Raw genomic sequence first — 16,017 nt, forward strand, 5'->3', positions numbered from 1 at the left:
CGATTTTCACGCGTGTTTCAATTTCCCATCATCCTAAAAAATGTGGGGAAACCATGCAGCCGGCGAACGACCGATTCCAATTCCAAGAAAAAGCAGACATCGTTAAAACCTTTGGTCAGCGCATGACCATGGCCCGCGAAATGTGCGGGTTGTCCGGATTACAGGCGGCCGAGCTACTCGGTTACATGAACTCATCCAAGCTAAGTAAGATCGAGCATGCCAGCGATGGCGAGACTATCCCGCCGTTCCTGCCGTACAAAGCGTCGATCGTGTATCAGGTCTCGATGGATTACCTTTTCGGTCTGTCGGACTTTTGGGACCGAAATCCGGTCACCGCCCAAGAGCAGCAGATTAAACGGGCGCTTGAAGAGGTCACTGCCGAAGAGAACAACGCTATTCGGAATCTGTTTGATCAACTGTCGGTGGTCGAACAGGCGGCAGAGGTCGCCTTCAACCGATTCGGGGAAATCAAGAAGATCGTCAACCGGTTCAGAGAGCTAAATCCGGAATTCGATGAGCTGAAACTGGGTGCCAAATTGCTCAGAGTGGTCGATGAAGCGAGTTCGGAAGTCGCGGCAATTGGGCGAAAATTGGCGGGGTATCATTCATCAACCCAATACAAAACGTAGTTTCTTCAGTCCCTAAAGGGTAACCCCCATGCCAAATACCAAAAAACACGCCGGTGGTCGGCCCACCGCGTTAAAACCGGAGTTCATTGACCAGGCTTACAACTATTGCCTGCTTGGCGCCACCGATGCGCAGCTGGCCGGATTTTTCGGTGTGAGCGAGAAGACGATCAACACATGGAAAAAGCAGGCCCCGGAGTTTGCCGATTCCCTCAAGCGCGGCAAAATGCTTGCCGACGCTCAGGTTGCCAATTCATTGTTCCAGCGCGCGACCGGTTACAGCTGCCCTGAAACCAAAGTAAACATTGCAGATGGTCAGGTCATTTTGACCGATATAACGAAGCATCACCCGCCAGATACAACAGCGGCGATATTCTGGCTGAAAAACCGTCAGCCCGATAAATGGCGCGATAAAGTCGAGGTCAATGGATCGTTGAAACTGGACAAAGAAACACTGGATATGATCGAAACCCAGTTCGTCACCAAAATGGCAGCCGCACATGAACGCCAAAAAGCGGTGTTGGCTGAACGTGAGGCAAGGCCCGAAGCAGAGTAATCAGGCTTATGGCGAAGGCTTCCATCTTCCAAGATCCCAGGTACCTCGAATTCGTTGAACGCTTCCACGCCGACCCGCTACGTTTTGCGGTCAGCGTCTGCGGGATGTCGCCATCCTTCGACCAGGAAGATCTGCTTTACGCTATTTCGCCGCCCAACGCCAAGGTGTCGGTGGTGTCCGGCACGTCAACCGGCAAGACGGCGGCATTTGGACGGATAGCCTTATGGCATCTACTGTGCCACCCGGTCGCGGTGTATGAGGGAAAGGTCGAAATCGGCTCGAACACCTATATCGGTGCGCCAAGAATCAATCAGGTTGCCGACGGTGTTTGGAAAGAGATGAACGACGTTTATCTCGCCATCGCCAACGGGCCGTATGGCTGGATAAACGACTACTACGAGATTACCAAAACCAGAGTTGCGGTCAAGGGCTTTGAAGACCAGTGGTTTATCACCCAAGTCGCCATGCAGCAAGGTCAAGCCATTGGCGTGGCCGGCAAGCACCGGTACTGGCAGCTGATCATCATCGACGAGGCGGCTGGCGTATCGGATGACCACTTCGACGTTATCGAGGGGACCCAAACCCAGGGCGGCAACCGTACCTTGATGGCATCCCAAGGGGTGCGCAACGCCGGCAGGTTTTACGAGTCTCACCACAACCTATCCCGCGTCAATGGCGGATCGTGGACATCGTTACGCTTCAGCTCCGAGCGATCCCCGTTTGTCACCATGCAGTGGCTCAAGGATCGTGACGACGAAACGGGCGGGCGCGAATCGATTGAGTACCGAATCAGGGTTCTCGGTCTGTTCGCCGAGGATTCCGGCAGCAACCTGCTTACCCGGGTCGAACTGGAAAGAGCGTTCGAGCGTGGGCAGATTATCCGCGACGATGAGCCTTACGGCTTGCTGGTGCTGTCCGACGTTGGCTTAGGCGAGTACCGCGACGAATCGGTCGCCATTATTGCCAAGGTGATTGGCTACGGCGACTTCGGGCCGGATGCCCGCCGCGTCGAATACATTGAAATCCCGTATTGCACCAACAGCAAAAACGAAATCATTTTCGCCGGGGATCTGGCTAATCTGGTCGGCAAGCTGTCAAACGCCACGCTGATGGTCGACAACGGCGGCGTGGGCGCGACGGTGAATAAGTTGATCGAGGGCATGGGTGTGCCGGTCGTCAAGGTGAACTGGGGTAAGCCTTGCTTCAAGAAAGAATACCAAGACCGATTCTACAACCAGCGGGCATGCGCCATGGTGCGGATGCGTGACGGAATAAAGTCGGGCCGGGTATCGTTCCGGATGAACATCGACCGCAAGATGAAAGAAAAAATACTGCTGCAGGGTGCTAGGTTGCCTTACCACTTCGCCGAGGCTGGTGGTCTGCGGTATGTGATGGAAAAGAAAGAAGTCATGCGTAAGAACGGCATCAAATCGCCCGACATATTCGATGCTAAGTCGTTCGCGTGGCTGGAGGATGCGGTTTACATGGTGTCGGATAACGCCGGCAGTGGTGTTAATTCAGCGGTGGCTAAGGCGATAGCCGAGGCTGAGGATATGTTTGCGGACGTTGATTGATCAAACGCTCTTTTCAAAAAAGACAGAACAAACCCGGCATTTTTGCATAAGCGATAGCCACCCAACAATCTGACAATTCAGGACTTTACCAATGACCAAAGCAATTACCTGGAACGCTACCACCCATACACCGGTCGGCATGACCATCGCACAATGTTTGTACAAAATACAACACGCCGACGCCGCCGATAGACTGGTGCTGGATTCAGTGACCATGGCCGACATTTTGGCCGAAGCCGATGAAATCATGCTGACCGATGCCCTAGTATCAACCTACGCCAAGTTGCAACGCAAAATGGACATGTTGCAGGCGGTCATGAATCGCGCTGGTGGCGAGGTAAAACCGATAGCCATGCAATTGCGACCCCTTCAAAAAAAACGGCGTGGCGCAAGTGGCGGCGGTTTTTGAGCTGTCAGACGGTCAAACCGTATCGATATTTTTCCACAATCCCGATGTCACCCCCGGCAAGATTGCACCGACCGACGAAATGATCAGTTGGAAGTGGCTGTTGAACAAAAAAGACCTGACTATCCTGGTGGCGCCCGAAAATGGCATGGACCTGAATATCAAGGAGGTTGCTACCCGTGTGATGAAATTGGCGGCGACAAACAGCGCGGCCTTCGGGCGGGCCAATACCAAACGGGCCGAGAATCTGGCTGCTATCGAAGCTTTGAAAGCCGAAATCCCGGTGCTCGAAAAAGAACTTAAGCGCGCACAAAATGAGTTGGAAGTCGCAAAAGTCGAGGAAGAACAGCGTGCCCAGCGCCGCGAGGCCATGGAAAACATCCCAGACATCGCAAACCCGGCAAAACGTTACGTGGCAGTGAAAAACGAGCTTATCCGGCTGGGTTGGGCCGTCGCCCACGATGGTATGACCCTTATCGATAGATCAGGCGCTGTGGCCGTTAAACAGGAGTTAGTGGGCAGCAATCACTACGCCAACATTGCGCGGGATTGGGCCGTCTACCAAAAATCAGGCGCCACCTGGAAGAAGGTCGATCAAATAGCGGACGGTTCAGCCAAAACCCTAAAGCCGGCCAGCGAAGTCGCCAAGCTGATCGATGTAGCGGCCAGTAAAATCAGCCCTCAAATCAAGGTCGTCAAGCCAAAAAGGCAAGATCCAATAAAAACCGCGTTTATCGCCGAACTTGAAGCGCTGAAGTCAGAAACCGACATATGGGCATTCGACCGCCGGCTTGATGAAATCGTCGGCAGAATTGAACAGGCCGGATTGATGGCGGCGCTTGACCCTGAGTTGAATGCTACCGCAGATGTGTTGACTAGGTTGTTGGCGGCGGCTGAGAAAGGTAAAGCGTATGGCCAATAAACGTAAAGCTGAAATCCGCAATCCCCCGAAGGCTCAGCCCACAAGGAATGTCACTGGATTGAAAGCTGGGAGGGTGACTATTCCGTTGATATGGCCTTCGACTACGTTGAATCCGGTCGCTTTGAGCGAGACGAGCCATTTGTCCTCAATTTATTCATCCAAGACCCTGTAACGGGCGAGTGGCTTTGAGTCCTTGCTGGTGACATTTTGAAGGCCGCGCACCGTCGCGGCTTTTTGCTGTCTGCTCTTCCCGTCGCTTGCAAAGATTCTGAATCGTTACAGCCGGGTTTCTGGCTACCGGCCAAAAGCCAACCATAAAGATTTTTTAGTTTCATAGTAGCCGTTCAACGTCAGGGTTCAACGGTGTTGATTGGCAAGCGACGCGCCGCTTGCCGGCTACGCTACAGCCCGAAGTTAAGTCTGAGCCCACGACGGTGTCCAGCCGCATTACTCAGAATGTGACCCGACGAAGCTGACTGTCCCAAGGTATAGCTATTTCCGCCAGACCACGACTGGCTGCGTTAGCGAAGAATACGATCTCGGTAGATTTCGTTCCTGTCGCGGACGTCAAAGTAACATAGACAACATAACTGGGAAAACGGCGAACGGTGATTAGGCCATGCAGCAGATGTGTCGTTCCTCCGCCCAATGTGGCCGACACTCCCGAGCACGATGCTGAGTCATCGAAACCAAGCGGGGCATCAACCTTGTAAGTTTGCGTCGTCCAAAAGCCAAGACTCGATCCTGTGGAAAGTCGCAGAGTTAAATCCCATGCCAATGCCGGCGTCAAGATTGAACCCGCAGTCCCAACGGCTGCCCCCGCGACGTGCCGTCCAACGGCTGCGGGAATTGGGTCCTGAGCTTTGCCTTGCATTGTGACTTCATACCATCCGGAACTAGCATCAAACAATGCAGTCGCGGCCGATCCAAGCACCGTTGCCGTCATGGTATGGCAAACACGACCCCCAGCTGCCCGCGCAGCTGTTAGCACTGTAGTAGTGCCAGGGATTACGCCTGTTGTACGCAAGCCTGAGACGGTCCCCCAAGGGCTGGCGTCAAATGTTACGTTTTGCCTGGCGCGAAAGGTATATGCGGCCGTGCCGATGAATGCAGCGGCAGTAGGCGGTGGCATTACAAAATTGTCGCCACCGAAGTGAGGTCCGCACGCACCGGGGCCCCATCGACTAGCCCCACCCGGCAGGAGGAAAATCGGATTTGGTACTTCGGGCATCGGGATCCAAGCGAATACGTCAATTTCAAATCTCATTGTCACCCTCCTGAAAGATACACGACTCAGGAACATTCCTCATGCCGGTTGGGAGTTGCCTAGTTCAGCGCGGCTGGTCAAAAGCACTATACAAGAAGCCTCAATCCTAACAAGCAACTGTGTGGTTTCTGCATAACTTCCAGTATAGGCTAACATACGGTTTCTGTTTATCTAATGAACGTCTGTTGCTTGCACTGACAAGCTATAAAACATTTTCGGCCAAAGGCTGCTTAGCCTCGCTATGGATAGTGCCCAACTATTTATTTTGTCGAATTCAAATTCGGAAAACGCGGCAATTCGGCCCTAAATCATCCACCAACATATTGCCATCATTCACTAGACCTATTTAGGAGGTCACGATGGCAAGCAAACCAAGTCAACACAGGCTGGAGGCAAAAGCACAAGGCTATTTGCGCGTCTGGCATATCACAGGAGACGAAAAGCGCGGCATTGATCCCTTGCTGCCGATTGGTCGATCAACGTTCCTGGCCCGCGTAGCCTCGGGCGAATACCCACAGCCGGTCAAGCTTGGTAAGCGGACAACCGCCTGGCGAAAATCTGACATTCTGGCTCTGCTTGAAAGCTTCGACTTAGCTGTCGAGGTGGAGGCAGCATGAGCACCAATGCAAAATTGAAGCTGGTCGAAGTTCACGGGCAGAAACTGACCACCACCAGTTTGGTGATAGCGGAACTGTTTGGACGACCGCATAAAAGCGTTCTGAGAAGCTTGGACAAGTTGAAAGATCGGCTCAAATTTGTGCCAATCTCTTATAACGACGCTTATGGTCGTGAGCAAAAAATGTATCAGCTCGACGAGCGCTCATTTTTGATTGCGATGCCATTTATCGGCGGCAAGAAATCAGTAGATGGCCAAGTTGCCCTTGTCGATGAATTCATCCGCCTGAAGACCATCATTAACGAACCAGGCCGAAAGTCTGAACTGACTGCAAAACGCAATACCGGATCAGAAATGACCGACATGCTGCAATTCGTTCGGGAATCGGCCGGTAAGGAAACCACCAAAGGGCATTGCATCGGAGAGCACATGTTCTGTAACAGGGCCTTGACCGGCAAGTGGGCGGCAATCAGTGAAGCTGATCTGGATGTTTACGACACGCGGCTACTGGCGGCGATCCGGAAGCGCAACATGCTGTTAATGACGCGGCATCCAAAGCAGGCTGACCGGAAGAAGCTGATGGATGATTTCGTTTGTCAGTACCGGGCCAACCACCCAAGGCTTGCACTGGTCGCTTGATTCAATAAATTGGGGCTGTCATGTGGTAAACCTGAGCCGGCTTGGTAGCGGTTGGAATTTCCCCCTCTGGGGGATATTCAGGAACTCGGCGGGCTACGGGCTTTACCTCTGTTTTGCGTCACTAAACGCTGAAAGCTAAATATCCGAGGTAGCATGGCGTTCGCGCGTCGACCTGTGATAGTAAGACTCCACCGTCATGCCCAAAAATGCTTGATAATGTTGATCGGCCAGCAAGATGTAGCGCGCTGCTGGCTCAAGCAGCTTTTTCCTTTTACAAACCAAGCTCATTTTTTCGTAAATCTGGAAATAGTTGAGGTGCGCGAACTTTTGCCTGATAGCTGGTCTCTGGCGGGGAGCCTCATTCTTGACGCGCTCTTCAACTTCATCCAACAGCCGGTGAAATTCCTCGATTGCTTCGTCAAATAGCCCTGCTTTTTGAAGAACCACCGGTAAGCGAAGCCACCGGTCCAATGGATAATTACTGGGATGTTGCCGCATCAACTTAGCAGCCTCTTGTAGGCAGGTAACGGCCTCTGGCAATTTGGCGCCTTTGTATTTGCCTGCCTCGCGCTGGAGTGTCGCAACCCGCTGACCAATAGGCCCGCTTGCGGTTTCCACCGAATATTTAGACCCTGGCTGGCTATCGCTATGCATCATCCTGCAGCCGTTCCCAAAGCGCCCGGATAATAACGCCACTTGCATCATCCGGATGAATGCCTGTGCCGCAAGCTGCCGCCAATTCACTGCCGGGGTTGTGCAGCCAAAACGCATTTCGGATAGCTACGCCAAGGCAAAAGTGGAACTCGACCAGTTCGTCCTCCTCCGCGCTGGTAACTGCCCGGCACTCGGTATCGTTCATGATGAGCAAAAGCCGGTCAACGACCTCGTCAACCGTACGCGGCGTTCGCAATATCTCGCTACTGAGTGCTGACAAAATTTCAGTTTGCCTGGCGGCTACTTAGGTTACTGCTCTTAAAATAAGTTAAGCCATATTCATGAGATAATATTTCCATGAAATGTAAACGAGATTCAGACGGCCGGGAAATTGATCACCATACTCTGCAAGTGATGCGACAGCAGGCGGTCAAAGCGGTGAAAAATGGGCAGACGGCGGCCAGTGTGGCGGCAGCGATGGGCGTCAACATTCGCACGGTGTTTCGGTGGTTGTCCGACTTTGCAACCGGCGGTCAAAATGCCCTGCTGGCCAAGAAGATTACGGGCCGCCCACCGCTGGTGACGCCCGACGAAATGCGCTGGATCGCCGAGACCGTGCGGGACAAAACACCCTGGCAAATGAAATTGGAGTTTGGCTTGTGGACCTTGTCGCTCATCGGGGAAGTCATCTATCGCCAGTTTGGCAAACGCCTGACCGCGCCGAGTGTGGGACGGATCATGCGGTTGCTGGGTTTTACGCCGCAAAAGCCCTTGTATCGGGCTTGGCAGCAGGACCCGGTCTTGGTGGAAAAATGGCAGTCGGAGGAGTTTCCTGCCTTGAAAGCCGAAGCCAAACGCACGGGTGCAGTGATTTATTTTGCCGACGAAGCCGGCGTGCGCTCCGACTTTCATGCTGGCACCACCTGGGCGCCAGTCGGTCGGACGCCGACCGTGAAGACAACCGGGCGACGATATGGTTTGAATCTGATCTCTGCGGTCAGTGCGCGGGGCGATTTTCGCTTCATGGTCCAGGAAGGCAACGTCACCGCCGACGTGTTTGTCGAATTCTTGAAACGCCTGCTGCGTGGCGCTGAACAGCCGATCATACTGGTCGTCGATGGCCATCCGATTCACAAGGCTAAGATCGTTAAAACGTTTGTGGAGCAACAGCAAGGCCGGTTGCAGTTGGCCTTTCTGCCGCCATATGCGCCACAACTGAATCCGGACGAACAAGTGTGGGGTTATATCAAACCACGCGTGGCCAAGCAGATGCCGGAAAATAAAATCGAATTAAAGAAACTCGTTCAATCTGCCATGCATCACTTACAGAAACTCCCACATGTCGTGAAATCTTTTTTCAGACACCCAGAATGTCAATATGCAGGTTAGTGACAATACTTTCTTTAAGAGCAGTATGTTGTCACGGCTTTGTCACAGGGTTTCTTTTTGCTGGTACCTAAAGTACTAGTTTTGCTGATTAATTAGTGTGTTCATTATTGGCATCATATTGAAGCTGATCGAATGTAATACTCACTGCTATTCTGTATGGAACAGTAAGCTCTTGAGAGTTTTCACTGACAAGAGTTATTAATCCATTTTGCCAAATTTTCTTCCACTGAAAAATAATTCCTAGCTTGGTATGTGCTGGTACTGTAATTTCTACTTCTTCGGTAGCCGTTTCTTTTGTACCTTCCGAAACGGAATATTGCTCACGTAATGCCTCTTCCGTAATCGCCTTGACACTAACTACTTCACTAATACCCAGGGATAATTCGCGTTTCTTAGAATCCGCTTTTTCGTATTCAATTATATAATTTTTGCTCCATTCCCTACTTATAATGAATTTACGAGTCATGGCGGCTGGACTACGAGAATTGTCAATTACTCGACTTTCATCTCCAAGGCTTTCTTGCGACCTGTCAGTTTCGTTGAATCTGACAACTCTGAAATTTGAAATAGCGGCCACAGAAGGGCTTGTCGTTCGCTGCTTCCACTCAAAACCACATTTAAGACATTTAAAGGAGGAAATAGAAAAAATATTTTGTTTCCAAATCATCCAGACAGGAATTGGCTTACCATCAGCGGAAAACATAGCGATATATTTACTCATTCCCCCGGCTAAAGTTGTAAGCTGATATTGGCAATTGGGGCACTTTCCACCGGAAGACAGGTATGACCTATGTTCATTGGAAATATCAAACATCGCACTTTGAACTGACGCTTGAAAGCCGCCAACCAATTTTAAGAACCCCATTTTTGACCTCAATCCTTGCTGGAAATCATTGATCGGAATGTTACGGCGACATGAGGGACAAAACAAAGCTTTAATGAATCCCGTAATTGTTTGATTATACGGTCCTCCAAATCATTCCCTCTATATAAATCTAGTTAACATCGTCATCATATGAGTAATTTAAAAAAAACATTGACAACATCCCAGCACCCAGCCTAAGCTTTAACCGTGCCGACACATTCGGCGCCGGGCGTGGAAACCCGTTTTGATATGGCGAAAAAATCGCCACTTTTGCCAGTGGCTTTTTTATGCCCGTCATTTTTGCATGGCTACGCCGTGTCTATTTTATGGCGGGATTGTTTGGGCAGTCGAAAGGCTGGCCGCTTACCATATCGCGGTATTTCCACCCCACTCAATCCCGTCGCCCATGCTGTGGAAAGCATTGCGGCGGTTATTCATCACGATATGGAGTTACCGCTATGGCAACAAATATTGAGAAAGGCACTCTCAGCCTTACTAGCAAACATCGCCTACCAGCACTTGGAAACGAAGCCACACAATCGAATTTATTCGATTGCATTGCCATGATGTGCAAGCGCGCGGAATCGGTCTTGCTGGTTTTGTCCGGTCAATTTGAGGGAGAAAGTGCCTCCAAGTGGAGCAGCGAAATAAACTTGTACGCTCTGGAATCGGCAATCAATGAAATCCGTGATATTCAAGAGGTTATGGAGAGTTACTGCACCGCCAACAGCGAAGGGGGTGTGAAATGACCGAGCTTTTCAATAACCATGACGCATTCAACGCCGTTCAACGCGCGAATGCGGTCTTGACGATTATTCTGGATAACTGCGCATGCCTTATTGAGGATCAAAACGTCATAAACGCATTATTCAGCGTTCAAGGCGAGATTGATAGCGCTGAGCGCATTCTTGCGGGCTCGATATGGGGCAAAGACGACAGCGCCACCGATAAGCCGCAAGAGTTCACCGAGGTTGAGCGCTGGGCAGACAACCACCTGCAAGCCGCCGGCAACCTGTACCGGCTGTTCGACAATGCCACCAAGGCAATGCTTGTCGAATTCGAGGCTGAATCGCTGGCAGACGCCAAGGCCAAAGCCGCCACATTCCTTAGCGACACCATCAAAAAAGGGGGGTGTGCAATGAACTGGTATATCCGTTTCAAGCTTTGCATGGCGGTGTTTCGGGTTCGCGCGGCCATCATGAGGCGATATAGCCATACACAACCTAAAATCATCAGGCGACTAAGCTTGGCAGCGTTCGAGGTGGTGACTGCTTTTTACATTTTCATGCGCTGGACGTGGGCCACGCACTAACCCACGCCAAAGCACAGAGCCGGGAAACCCCCGGCTTTTTTTGTGCCTACCCTTTGTTATTGTACTGTTACGCATTGATACAATTAGAACCATGAAAAATACCGTAAATCGTCAAGTCATTTTGAAATATCTGTCCGAGCCGAACGCCGATTGCGGGGCTCCACCGTACACCGCTTCGGACCTACATTACATGCTTGAACATGGTTATGATTGGCACGGTGTAGATAAAAAGCCGGTGAGCATTAGCCAGATAAATCGAACACTGCGCGATCTTTATGCCGCTGGCTTGATTGTGTTCGAACTCAAGATAACTGACACCACACAGAATAAGTTGCCGCAACGAGTCAAATACTGGCAGCTTGCCGGCGAGGTAGGGCGGAACAAGCTGATCAATGAAGTTAATTCGGCTTGCCGACTGGCCGGCAGGGTTCACGGTGTGATGTTCTTCGGCGGACTGATTGAACAGCCAGTGAGTGAAGGCCAAAAGGAGCAGGTTATCAAAAATCTAAAGGCCATGATGCAACGAACGCACCCGGACAAGGTGGAAGGCTTTACTGATCAATTCAAGCAGCTTCAGGAGGCGCTGGCTTACGTTCGCAGCAATATCGACTTGACGGCAGCTCCAGCCAAACAGTTGCAGGGCTAATACTCCGGGAATTCACGGAACCGAATTGACCGTTCCTGGAAATCCAGGAATGCCGCTCGTTCCGCTAATTTACTAGCCTTGAGCGGTTCTGTATCATCCCGCATTGATACAGTTACAAGGCCAATACCGGAATACCGGTTATTGCCCTGATTTCAAATAAGGGCTTGATAGGTTCCGTAAAATTTAACGGCATCTACAAGGCGGGGGAATCCTCCCAGGTCTGTAGGTCTCAATTCAAATTAGGCCTTGATAGGTGAAGGGAAATTCTCCCTCTCCTATTTCTGCTTCGAAAGTGATGTCGCAAGCGATACAAGTCATTGAAACAATTGAATTCATCCAAATTGGACGGATGACGTCGGTATTGCCGACTCCAAGGGGTTGCGCACAAAGCTGACCCTTGATTAAACAAGCCTGATCAAGGTCCGTTCAAATTCGGAAAACGGCGCAAATAGGCCAAAAATTCTAAAACAAAATCATTGTTTTTAAATTCGAGTAAAGACAATGACAACGAAAATCACGTTAGATAGGGAAACGGTCACCACCAAAGAGGCGGCGGCTTTCCTAAACAGAAAGGTGCAAACCCTTCACACATGGGCTTGGTCTGGCAAGGGGCCGGTAAAGCCTGTCAAGGTTGGTGGGCGGTGGGCGTGGCGCATTGACGATCTTAAAGCGGCTGTTTCCGGTAATGCGGCGGTCGACAGGGGTGTGCAATGACCGCGTTATCACTTATCGATGGACAGGTAACTATGTCTTCTTTGGAAATCGCGAAGTTAACCGGCAAGGAGCACGACAATGTTCTAAAGGATGTTCGCAAGGTGCTTGATGAAGCTGAAATAGATGCCGTAAAATTTAACGGCATCTACAAAGACAGCATGAATCGCGATAAACCATGCTTTAATCTTCCGCGTCGAGAGTGTGATCTTGTTGTTTCAGGTTACTCCGTGAAGTACCGGCTGGCAATCATTGACCGCTGGCACGAACTCGAAGCCATGCAAAGCCAACCAAAAACACGGCTTGAGCTAGCGCGTGAGCAAGTCGCTCTTTTGGAGAACATCGAGCGCCTTGAACAAGAACGTAACTACGCTATCGCAACCAAAGCCGAAATTGGCAGCCGGCGCGAAGCAACCGCCATGAATACCGCAAGTCAGGCCGTTAAGCTTGCCAACAAGCTATCAGTCGAATTGGATCGGTCAAAAGAGTATTGCACAGTCAAGCGCATGCAGATGATCCACCACGGCCAACAGTTCAATTGGCGACTGCTCAAATCAACGGGTATCGAAATGGGTATCGAGCCTATCGACGTGTTTGACGCGAACTATGGGACGGTGAAAGCCTACCATATCGATGTTTGGCGCGAAGCCTATGCTATCGGTCTTGGTGAAACTGAGGCTCTGGAGGTGTGCAGTGACGCATAAATCTATCTGCGAGTGCGGCAAGCCAACAACAGTTATGTCGGAAACTGAGCATGCACAATACATTTCTGATTACGGCAACGACTGCCCGTTAACGTGCGATTGGTGCTCAATTGAAACGCTTAGGCTTGCTGGTTGGGATCCGGAAGATTTTGCCAAGTACACGCCTGATTTAGCCAGGCTAGAACAAAGACGATTGGCAAACGAGCTATTCAAATTCAAGCGTGTTTACCGAAGAATAAGCAAAGCCAAGGCCGCGATACATCATGACATTAATCGATTTTCGCGTGAGATTAGGATTAACGAGGGTAATCGGTTTTTCGAGCACATGAGAGGTGTTCTTACGGAGCGGATTGGGTGCCGTAAAGAACTACTGGCCGAATACCCAGCAAAAGGCATTCAGGATGCTATTTTTGGCTTAATGGAGCTGTTTGACCGATATGGAACCGCAACGGCGCATGAGTACGCGGCGATCCTGTCAACAAGCCATGTCCACGTAGAGAAAGCCTTAGCTGAGGATGGTATAGAAGGCCTTATTCACTTGGTTGTGCATCATGTTGAAGATGGCGCCAATGTTGGTGATTCTATAAGTGACGGGTGCATCCTTCACGAGTGCTCGACTGCGGTCATAATTCGGGAAATGATGAGCAACAAAGCGCTGCGGGAATCGGCTGACAAAATACTGGACGACATTTGTATCGAGGCGACGGGGCGACCATTGACGAAGTACTACCTGGAAGCGGGACCGAACGGCGAGACAGTGGCTAAGCGAGTTCCGCCAAAGCTTGCGGTCGTCAAATAACATTTAGGAGGCAACCAGGGAAGATTGTCCCAGGATTAAGAGATGATCCACATCTGGATGATATTGATAATAAAGGGATTTCAATTGCATTTGATGAAGCAGAAAAGAAAAGGGGTTAATCCGCTGCTGCGGTCAAGAGCCGCAGACGAATTAACCCCGGTACTGCCCTTTGCTTGCGCCGACATCGATCCCAGCAGCCAAAGCTGGGGTTGCCGACAGCTTGATTGTAATCCAAAACTTGAGCGATACACTCGGCCATAAAAAAGAAAAGACCACGACGAATCGCAGCCTTTTCTTGCAACTACTTCCAACGACCGGGGAACTGATCCTTCCGGTTTAGCCAGTTGCCAACTTGAAAAAATTGTACCATCAAAAATTCATCAGTCATAAAAAAACCGGCAAAGCCCACCGTATAGGGCTTGCCGGTTTATGCGTCCTTGCAATTTTCATGAGCTGACAAGATGCCGGCCTGATCATTTGGGAGAACGGGCCGGCTGTGCGCTAAGCTCGCCAACCTAACGCAAGGCCAGTATATCGGCTCGGCTTGGCTGGATCGTGGTGAGTTTTCTTGATTAAAACATCCGCCAATGGCGGAAGGTGGGATTTACGGCAATGGCGGGGATTGTTCTGGTGTCTGCGGAAGAGGAGTATTGGCAGTTGGTGGACGATTAGGGTTCTCGCCGGAGGCGGAAATAGGAACGGTCGGAAAGCTAGTTACAGACTTGCCCTTCGAGCCTCGATTAAACGCCAGCAAGCCAAAGCCAGTTAGAAATAGCCAAATAATGCTCGGCTCGGGGACGTTAACAGCAGCTACGTCGCCGTCCCGGACTGCCCAGGCAAAGGATACGTAGCTCTCAGAATTGAGTTCATGATAACCAACACTTTCATCGAAATACCAAGCGAAACCCGGTATACGGGTAAACTCGGTACCCAGCCAATATACTTGCTGAATATTGCCGAATAAATTGAAATTGTAATTGTGGTTTGTTGCAATCGGCTTACCCGCCTCACCGCCAAGCATATAAAACAGGGTGCTTAATTCACTTCCTGATTGACTGTAACGAGTTATATCTACATTTGCATAAGCTGTTGGTAAGCGCCAGTCGCTGTAGATAACATTACGAACGTTGTCATGGTAAACAAGGTTGGAAACCCAATTTTGAGCAGCATACCAATTCAATTCACCGTAAATGTTTAAACCCGTGGTTTTTGCATAGTTGGCGTCTTGTAACCAAGTTATATCCTGAGTATCGTCGTAGATCAAACCACCACCACGATCATAAAGAGCCGCTTGAGAAAGTTTTGCCGATCCGATGCCAATTGCAAAAATGGTAGTGAAAATTACTTTTTTGACGTTAGTCATTATGCTCATCTTGGATCTAAGGTATCAAAAATGCCTTTTATCCACGTTAGTTGAAGTGTTTTGTTTTCAAAATGCGAGGCGTAAATTTAGGCGCACTGGTAAAACAACCTGAGCCTAAATCGACTCAGATCGAAACAACTTGAAACTGTGTACATATAAGGAATAAACTACAGTTTCACGTTGTTTCAATTCGTTGGTGATGCACTTTTAATGCGATGGTCGTGCGTTCGAATCGCACACGACCCACCATGAATTCAAGCACTTAGCTTTGAACAACCAAGCCGGGATTATCAAACCGTAGCTAATTCGTAGCCACGGCACCAGATAAATCGATCATACTTCTCGCATATTCCGCCAAGTGTTCGCCGCTTAGATGCGCGTAACGCCTGACCATTTCCACAGATTCCCACGCGCCCAGTTCTTGCAGCACATTTAACGGTGTTCCTGCTTGTGCATGCCAACTAGCCCACGTATGGCGCAGATCATGCCAACGGAAATCTTCAATACCCGCCCGCTTTAACGCGGCGCGCCAAGCTTTGGTGTTTACCACCGTAACCGGTTTTCCCTTGTAACTGAATACTTGGGCTTGATGCTTGCCTAACTGAGCCTGAACAACGTCAACTGCTGCGGGCGACAATGGGACCGCGATAGCCCGCCTCGCTTTGGCTTGGTCTGGATGAATCCAGGCGCAACGCCTAGCCAGATCGACTTGAGACCATTGCAGGTCAATAACGTTGGCTTGTCGTAAGCCCGTTTCCAGGCTAAACCGCGGCATGTCCGCCAAGTGTGGCGGCAACTCAGTCAACAATTGCCGGGCTTGGTCTTGCGTCAAGAAACGAATACGTCGCTTAGGAACGGGCAGCATGCGCACCTTGGGCACTTGATCGAGCCAACCCCACTCTAACGCAGACCTCCTCAGTATCGCCCGGATAACTGCAAGCATCCGATTAACGGTGCTGTTTTCCACG

At 50.6% G+C, this 16,017-nt stretch carries 19 protein-coding genes; 14 read left to right on the plus strand and 5 right to left on the minus strand.

The genetic code is table 11. The annotated features are described in order from the left end of the window. The first annotated feature begins 53 nt into the window (after positions 1 to 53). The 7 genes from QZJ86_RS04270 to QZJ86_RS04300 all read left to right on the plus strand — a co-directional run bounded on the left by QZJ86_RS04270 (position 54) and on the right by QZJ86_RS04300 (position 6,606). Complete coding sequence (locus tag QZJ86_RS04270; RefSeq protein ID WP_301936695.1) at positions 54 to 629, plus strand: helix-turn-helix domain-containing protein; 576 nt, start codon at positions 54 to 56, stop codon at positions 627 to 629. A 28-nt stretch (positions 630 to 657) separates the two neighbouring features. Continuing rightward, a complete protein-coding gene (locus QZJ86_RS04275) occupies positions 658 to 1,182 on the plus strand; it encodes a helix-turn-helix domain-containing protein (RefSeq protein ID WP_301936697.1) in 525 nt (174 codons plus the stop codon). Between the two features lie 8 nt (positions 1,183 to 1,190). Further along, positions 1,191 to 2,756, plus strand: coding sequence for a hypothetical protein (locus QZJ86_RS04280; protein WP_301936700.1), 1,566 nt, complete (start codon positions 1,191 to 1,193; stop codon positions 2,754 to 2,756). 91 nt (positions 2,757 to 2,847) lie between these two features. Next, positions 2,848 to 3,165 (plus strand): defense against restriction DarA-related protein, encoded by a 318-nt coding sequence (locus tag QZJ86_RS04285; RefSeq protein WP_301936701.1) that lies wholly within the window; start codon positions 2,848 to 2,850, stop codon positions 3,163 to 3,165. After that, positions 3,149 to 4,084, plus strand: coding sequence for a defense against restriction DarA-related protein (locus QZJ86_RS04290; RefSeq protein WP_301936703.1), 936 nt, complete (start codon positions 3,149 to 3,151; stop codon positions 4,082 to 4,084). The genes QZJ86_RS04285 and QZJ86_RS04290 overlap by 17 nt, the downstream gene beginning before the upstream one ends. A 1,626-nt stretch (positions 4,085 to 5,710) precedes the next feature. Continuing rightward, positions 5,711 to 5,968, plus strand: coding sequence for a helix-turn-helix transcriptional regulator (locus QZJ86_RS04295; RefSeq protein ID WP_301936704.1), 258 nt, complete (start codon positions 5,711 to 5,713; stop codon positions 5,966 to 5,968). After that, positions 5,965 to 6,606, plus strand: a complete 642-nt coding sequence (locus tag QZJ86_RS04300; protein WP_301936706.1) for a Rha family transcriptional regulator — start codon at positions 5,965 to 5,967, stop codon at positions 6,604 to 6,606. The genes QZJ86_RS04295 and QZJ86_RS04300 overlap by 4 nt, the downstream gene beginning before the upstream one ends. 135 nt (positions 6,607 to 6,741) lie before the next feature. Here the strand turns inward: QZJ86_RS04300 and QZJ86_RS04305 are convergent, their stop codons facing one another. Together QZJ86_RS04305 and QZJ86_RS21495 are read right to left on the minus strand one after the other, a co-directional pair. Then, positions 6,742 to 7,263 carry a hypothetical protein gene (locus QZJ86_RS04305; protein ID WP_320415841.1) on the minus strand — a complete coding sequence of 174 codons (522 nt, stop codon included), beginning with the start codon at positions 7,261 to 7,263 and terminating at the stop codon, positions 6,742 to 6,744. Then, positions 7,253 to 7,465 (minus strand): DUF6794 domain-containing protein, encoded by a 213-nt coding sequence (locus QZJ86_RS21495; protein WP_320415842.1) that lies wholly within the window; start codon positions 7,463 to 7,465, stop codon positions 7,253 to 7,255. Before QZJ86_RS21495 ends, QZJ86_RS04305 begins: the two co-directional genes overlap by 11 nt. A 152-nt stretch (positions 7,466 to 7,617) precedes the next feature. Between QZJ86_RS21495 and QZJ86_RS04310 the strand changes: the two genes are divergently transcribed. After that, positions 7,618 to 8,649, plus strand: a complete 1,032-nt coding sequence (locus QZJ86_RS04310) for an IS630 family transposase (protein ID WP_301670818.1) — start codon at positions 7,618 to 7,620, stop codon at positions 8,647 to 8,649. 88 nt (positions 8,650 to 8,737) lie between these two features. Here the strand turns inward: QZJ86_RS04310 and QZJ86_RS04315 are convergent, their stop codons facing one another. After that, positions 8,738 to 9,514 carry a hypothetical protein gene (locus QZJ86_RS04315; protein WP_301936710.1) on the minus strand — a complete coding sequence of 259 codons (777 nt, stop codon included), beginning with the start codon at positions 9,512 to 9,514 and terminating at the stop codon, positions 8,738 to 8,740. A 458-nt stretch (positions 9,515 to 9,972) separates the two neighbouring features. Between QZJ86_RS04315 and QZJ86_RS04320 the strand changes: the two genes are divergently transcribed. The 6 genes from QZJ86_RS04320 (at position 9,973) to QZJ86_RS04340 (ending at position 13,686) form a co-directional block, all read left to right on the plus strand. Beyond that, entirely contained in the window at positions 9,973 to 10,263 is a 291-nt protein-coding gene (locus QZJ86_RS04320; protein ID WP_301936712.1) for a hypothetical protein, read from the plus strand. Next, positions 10,260 to 10,826 carry a hypothetical protein gene (locus QZJ86_RS04325; RefSeq protein WP_301936713.1) on the plus strand — a complete coding sequence of 189 codons (567 nt, stop codon included), beginning with the start codon at positions 10,260 to 10,262 and terminating at the stop codon, positions 10,824 to 10,826. Before QZJ86_RS04320 ends, QZJ86_RS04325 begins: the two co-directional genes overlap by 4 nt. A gap of 91 nt (positions 10,827 to 10,917) precedes the next feature. Then, complete coding sequence (locus tag QZJ86_RS04330; protein WP_301936715.1) at positions 10,918 to 11,472, plus strand: hypothetical protein; 555 nt, start codon at positions 10,918 to 10,920, stop codon at positions 11,470 to 11,472. A gap of 501 nt (positions 11,473 to 11,973) precedes the next feature. Continuing rightward, the gene (locus QZJ86_RS21560) at positions 11,974 to 12,186 is read left to right on the plus strand and encodes a helix-turn-helix domain-containing protein (protein WP_407081639.1); all 213 of its coding nucleotides are present in this window, start codon (positions 11,974 to 11,976) and stop codon (positions 12,184 to 12,186) included. Then, positions 12,183 to 12,887, plus strand: a complete 705-nt coding sequence (locus QZJ86_RS04335; RefSeq protein ID WP_301936717.1) for a Rha family transcriptional regulator — start codon at positions 12,183 to 12,185, stop codon at positions 12,885 to 12,887. Before QZJ86_RS21560 ends, QZJ86_RS04335 begins: the two co-directional genes overlap by 4 nt. Then, positions 12,877 to 13,686: a hypothetical protein gene (locus QZJ86_RS04340; RefSeq protein WP_301936719.1), complete on the plus strand. Its 810-nt coding sequence runs from the start codon at positions 12,877 to 12,879 to the stop codon at positions 13,684 to 13,686. Before QZJ86_RS04335 ends, QZJ86_RS04340 begins: the two co-directional genes overlap by 11 nt. Before the next feature lie 604 nt (positions 13,687 to 14,290). Here the strand turns inward: QZJ86_RS04340 and QZJ86_RS04345 are convergent. Together QZJ86_RS04345 and QZJ86_RS04350 are read right to left on the minus strand one after the other, a co-directional pair. Then, complete coding sequence (locus tag QZJ86_RS04345) at positions 14,291 to 15,049, minus strand: Lcl domain-containing protein (RefSeq protein ID WP_301936720.1); 759 nt, start codon at positions 15,047 to 15,049, stop codon at positions 14,291 to 14,293. 301 nt (positions 15,050 to 15,350) lie between these two features. Continuing rightward, complete coding sequence (locus tag QZJ86_RS04350; protein WP_301936722.1) at positions 15,351 to 15,914, minus strand: site-specific integrase; 564 nt, start codon at positions 15,912 to 15,914, stop codon at positions 15,351 to 15,353. Between the last annotated feature and the right edge of the window lie 103 nt (positions 15,915 to 16,017).

This window comes from Methylomonas montana, from assembly GCF_030490285.1.
Classification (GTDB): Bacteria; Pseudomonadota; Gammaproteobacteria; order Methylococcales; family Methylomonadaceae; genus Methylomonas; species Methylomonas montana.